Source organism: Propionivibrio sp., from assembly GCF_049316945.1.
Lineage (GTDB): Bacteria > Pseudomonadota > Gammaproteobacteria > Burkholderiales > Rhodocyclaceae > Propionivibrio.
In genome coordinates, this window is sequence record NZ_JBMOJE010000241.1 from 1 (window position 1) to 4,070 (window position 4,070).

General features: G+C 49.5%; 7 protein-coding genes. 5 read left to right on the forward strand and 2 right to left on the reverse strand.

What is annotated here, in order from left to right; translation table 11 throughout:
* The first annotated feature begins 65 nt into the window (after window positions 1–65).
* From ACOYNV_RS26200 to ACOYNV_RS26215, 4 genes are read left to right on the forward strand one after another with little or no spacing between them, the layout of a single operon-like run.
* Complete coding sequence (locus ACOYNV_RS26200) at window positions 66–632, forward strand: UPF0149 family protein (RefSeq protein WP_422902757.1); 567 nt, start codon at window positions 66–68, stop codon at window positions 630–632.
* 40 nt (window positions 633–672) lie between these two features.
* Entirely contained in the window at window positions 673–972 is a 300-nt protein-coding gene (locus tag ACOYNV_RS26205) for an integration host factor subunit alpha (RefSeq protein WP_422902758.1), read from the forward strand.
* A gap of 3 nt (window positions 973–975) precedes the next feature.
* On the forward strand, window positions 976–1,374 hold the full coding sequence (locus ACOYNV_RS26210) for an IS1096 element passenger TnpR family protein (RefSeq protein ID WP_422902759.1): 399 nt from the start codon (window positions 976–978) through the stop codon (window positions 1,372–1,374).
* A gap of 53 nt (window positions 1,375–1,427) precedes the next feature.
* Complete coding sequence (locus tag ACOYNV_RS26215; RefSeq protein WP_422902760.1) at window positions 1,428–2,024, forward strand: DUF7686 domain-containing protein; 597 nt, start codon at window positions 1,428–1,430, stop codon at window positions 2,022–2,024.
* Window positions 2,025–2,080: 56 nt separating this feature from the next.
* Here ACOYNV_RS26215 and ACOYNV_RS26220 read toward each other — a convergent pair whose 3' ends face one another.
* Entirely contained in the window at window positions 2,081–2,440 is a 360-nt protein-coding gene (locus ACOYNV_RS26220; protein WP_422902761.1) for a hypothetical protein, read from the reverse strand.
* Between the two features lie 12 nt (window positions 2,441–2,452).
* Between ACOYNV_RS26220 and ACOYNV_RS26225 the strand changes: the two genes are divergently transcribed.
* Window positions 2,453–2,878 (forward strand): hypothetical protein, encoded by a 426-nt coding sequence (locus tag ACOYNV_RS26225; RefSeq protein WP_422902762.1) that lies wholly within the window; start codon window positions 2,453–2,455, stop codon window positions 2,876–2,878.
* Between the two features lie 860 nt (window positions 2,879–3,738).
* Here ACOYNV_RS26225 and ACOYNV_RS26230 read toward each other — a convergent pair.
* Window positions 3,739–4,070: hypothetical protein (locus tag ACOYNV_RS26230; RefSeq protein WP_422902763.1), on the reverse strand; the 332-nt coding region annotated here is incomplete at its 5' end.

A 4,070-nucleotide genomic window follows, 5' to 3' on the forward strand; every position in this document is an offset into this window, starting at 1 on the left:
TCTTCAGAAATTCAACGAAATATGCAAACGGTCTGTTAGGTTGAGAGCATTGATGGCTACCCTGGGTGTGGGACATGGATGATGGAGAAGCCGAGGCGCAGTTTGAAAGCGAGGCACAGGCCAACAGGATCATTTCGCTCATCATGCGGCACTACAACGCCGTGACTCATACCTTCTACACTGATCCGTCATCCTTCGAGCCAATATTTTGGCAGAGTGATCAATGGGGAGCGGCTGAGTGGAGCGAAGGCTTTATTGCTGGCTTTCAGTTCAACGACGACGCGTGGAGTCAGCTAGCCATCAAGCATCCGACATGGTTCGCCCCATTTCTAAGCTTAGTCATCGAGGACATTGTCGAGATTGACATCACCAGCGGTGAAGCAGAGAAGTGGGTGAATGAAATCGAGCCGTCGCTACTGAAAATTCATGCCTATTGGCAAGAGAACCGCGGATTACAGACGGCTGGACAGGCCGGAGACGATTTATCTACCGGTAGCCGTCGGGAATTCGAGCAAGTTCTAGCGGGTGGGCCGAAGGTCGGACGGAACGAGCCATGCCACTGCGGCAGTGGCTTGAAATACAAAAAATGCTGCGGAGCGGACGGTACGTTGCAGGCACCGACGGTGCATTGAACGAAACGGTTACGGCAATTCATAATTAAAGGGGGGTAACGTGGGAATCACATTGACCAAGGCCGAGTTGGCCGACCAGTTGTTCGAAAAAGTCGGACTCAACAAACGCGAAGCGAAGGACATGGTGGAGGCATTTTTCGACGAAGTTCGAACGGCGCTCGTCGGTGGGGACAGCGTCAAGCTTTCCGGCTTCGGGAATTTTCAGTTACGCGACAAGCCGCAGCGCCCTGGACGCAACCCAAAGACCGGCGTCGAAGCCCCGATCACTGCACGCCGCGTGGTCACGTTCCACGCCAGCTCGAAACTCAAGGCCGCTGTCGTGTATATTGAAGAGGTCTGATTTATGTTGCCGGTTGAGAATTCAATTTTCGTGCTCAAAGTTGCGCTCAAGTACAACAAGCGAATCTGGCGAAAGATAGCGATACGCGGAGATCAAACGCTGACGACGCTTCATCACGCCATCTTCAGGGCCTTTGATCGTGAAGAGGAGCACTTGTATTCTTTTTACTTCTCCAGCAAGCCAACCTCTACCAGCTACTACAACCGGGTGGCTGGAGCAAGGCGATATGGCTGCCAGTATTCAGAAACAGAAGACAAGACGGACATCACCCGTATTGACAACTTGTGTCTTCAGCTAAAGCAGAAGTTCGAATATCGGTTCGATTATGGTGATGAGTGGTGGCATGAAATCACCCTGGTAAAGATAAATTTGCCACACCCGACTTGGCTTACCCCCTCTTGATCGCATCAAAGGGCGATTCGCCTCCCCAATACGGTGATTTCGAAGAATAAACCATGCCCAATCCGGTAGATACTTGCGAAGGATGTGGCGAAACTGTTCCCAGCTACGACATCATCCACTACGGCTCCTACGACAGTGGCTATCGATTGCTCTGCACTCGATGTTTCAATGCCGAGGTTGCGAAACGGTGTGGTGTGCATGATTTTGAAAACATCCGGCTCGAACCTATCGGGATAACGGATTGCGCCGGTGAAACACATCAATTCCATTTTCAGGCACGCCTCCTTGGGAGCATTGTCTCTCTTGAAGCCTTTGAGCTTCGCGACGGGAGTCGACAAGGTGGCGGCTATGAATGTCAAATAATCGGTGATCCGGAAGACGATTTGTTCGCCTTGCTGGGACAGTTGGTTTTGAAAATACGTCGAATGCTGTCCATCAAGCATATTACTGGGGATGAGCGGCATGGGCTTCAAATTGCTGATCAGACGGTGCGCGGTCGAATTGGCGGCGACTATTCCGGAACTGATCGCACTCCCGTCATCATCGTTGATGGCCGGGAAATCTCATGGCCGGCATTTGGCGAGATGCTACTGACCTTCGAAGGGTGGCAGTTCAAGCTTGACATGGTTGATAGCAGCGATGAGCCATGATTCGCGCAGCCGCTTGAGGCAAGACTGGCGTTGTTTGATCGTGCCGTTCAATCGGATCAGTGTTCAACGATGTCGTGGTCAGGATGGCTGCGTAACGCCACGCGCACCAGTTTTGGACGCACCCAATAACACTGCTCAACTTTCGTGATCGCCTGCGCGATGGCTTCAAAAGCCTCACGCAGACGGATGTCAGTCGTGTTGAGCACTTCAGTTTCGACATAGCCAACAAGCTCTGCGAGTTCAGCAAGCGAACACCGCACTTTGACAATGCCGTCCCAAACTCTTGAGTGATACAGTGTGTCGAGCAACCCTTCTTGAATGGGAAGGTGTTCGATGATCAGATCCACCTGAGAAACCGCGAGGGAGAGCAATACCTTCTCGCCGGGTTTGATGTGTTTTCTTCGTAGCAACGTCATTGGGTTCCGACCATGGATAAGTACAAGCAGTATGAAAAAAAGTGCGACGCGATCAGAAAGTCTAACGAAATATTACTGACAGAATTTGATGCTTGGTTGAAGTCATCCGGTTTGACAGAAAAAACAATCGACAAGCATCTATCCAACATCGATTTTTACATAAACGTTTATCTTCTTTACGAAGAGGCCATCGAAGCAAAAGACGGCATCGGCAGCGTCAGCATGTTTCTCGGCTATTGGTTTATCAGAAAGGCGATGGCGAGCCAGGCAAGCATAAAAAGCTCGGCAGCGAGCATCAAGAAATTCTATGGCTTTCTCGTTGAAAAAGGCCTGGTCGATAAAAACGACCTGGCAGAGCTTGAGGTATTAATAAAAGTACAAATGAAGGAATGGGTGAGAGCAATCAACCGCTACGACTCCGTTTCAGATGATTATTGACTGGACCTGAGCGTCAAGCTTCCTCTTCAGCGATATTCACTTGATTCATAAATTCGATGGCGCGATCGGGAGGAAAGCAGGAATTCATGATTAATGGCGGCCAGCGATTTTGATCGCACGGCACAACAGCCAAGCTGCGCTCGCAAATTTTATTTTGCTCACATTGTAAGCTTTATTAACTGGTCTATACTGGTAGTGAGGTGAGGAAGGGTATTGTTTTAATGAGGTTTATCATGAGAGTGCCAGATTTGAAGGAGTATATGATGAGCTATTTGGATTCGCCTATTGGCCGGTGTGAAGAGGCTCACACGATGGTTTTAACCGATCAAACGCAAGAACAATGTGCGGTTGAGCATGATTGCCCTCCGGGTCGTGTTTGCCCGTTGGCTGGGTGTTTTGCTGACTTTTATATGGATTACCGCAAGCCTTGTTCGGTGGTAGATATAAAGAGTAGTCGGCAAGGGCAGAAGCATCGTAGAGAGACCATGGCGGCTTGAATATAGCAAAAGTTGATCTGTTGAAAGTGCTTGTTTTCACGGAGTTACACGCAATTTGGATTGTGTTTTTCCTTTGCGTTTTTATTGAGCGTCAGCGGCAAGTTGCGGGGCTTCTTTGTGATCATTTCCAATCCCCGCTTTCTGATATCACCAGTGGCAGTTCAGCTATGTTGGACACGTCGAATTCGACAGCACCGGCGTTGGTTTGGTAGATACCGTGCCAGCGTATTGGAGTCGATCCTTCAGCCGGATTTTGGGTGAAATAGATAACCATGTTGTAAGGAAGATTCTCAGTGGTTACTCCTTGTTTCGCAAATCATGCTGTCGGTCGTTGTTTTGGTTTTGCCATGTTGTTGCTCCTGCTTAATGAGTGATGCTGCAGTGGTGGGCTGCGTTCGTGGTCTTATTCATATTCATATCTTCTGTGCTCTGCTTGGCACCTTGGCTATGGTGAGCTTTTGCGGGGAGCCAACGGCGAAAAATTCTACGCTGCTTTGTTGTCTTTTGTAAATTCAAACAGAGTGTGGTGACGATGAGCAGACTCCCATCTTTATGATTGCCCTTGGGTCTTTTCTGGCAGGTTGGCAATCCCGAAAACATCGAATCAGCACTCGTGGTACAGCACCAGAAACCTTTGCCAATCGTGTCCCTCCTGCAAACTTGCTTGAATTTTGCGGTAGCGACTGTTGGGGGAC